This window comes from Lysobacter sp. TAB13 (assembly GCF_052113885.1).
Classification (GTDB): domain Bacteria; phylum Pseudomonadota; class Gammaproteobacteria; order Xanthomonadales; family Xanthomonadaceae; genus Lysobacter; species Lysobacter gummosus.
Window position 1 is genome coordinate 1 of record NZ_JBFRDR010000406.1, and the last position, 360, is coordinate 360.

Genomic DNA, 360 nt, shown 5'->3' on the forward strand with positions numbered 1-360 from the left:
CTGCTCGACCACGCCGAGATCATGGCTGATGAACAGGCAGGAGAAGCCGTACTTGCGCTGCAGCTCGGCGAAGAGCTCCAGCACCTGCGCCCGCACCGTGACGTCGAGSGCCGAGACCGGCTCGTCGGCGATCACGAATTTCGGACGGCGCACCACGGCGCGTGCGATCGCGATGCGCTGCCGCTGCCCGCCGGAGAGCTCGTGCGGATAGCGTGACGCGAAGCCGTCAGCGAGACCGACCTCCGCCAGCACCTCCTGCAGCCGCGCCGCCTTCTGGGCCGCCGTCATGCCGGGCACCAGCCGGAGCGGTTCGGCCACGAGATCGCCGATGGTCATACGCGGATCGAGCGAGGAATAGGG

At 69.1% G+C, this 360-nt stretch carries 1 protein-coding gene; it reads right to left on the reverse strand.

Annotation, left to right across the window (positions count from 1 at the left end; translation table 11 throughout):
- The coding region (locus AB4Y92_RS26730) for an ATP-binding cassette domain-containing protein (protein WP_441822368.1) at nt 1-360 on the reverse strand (360 nt) is incomplete at both ends.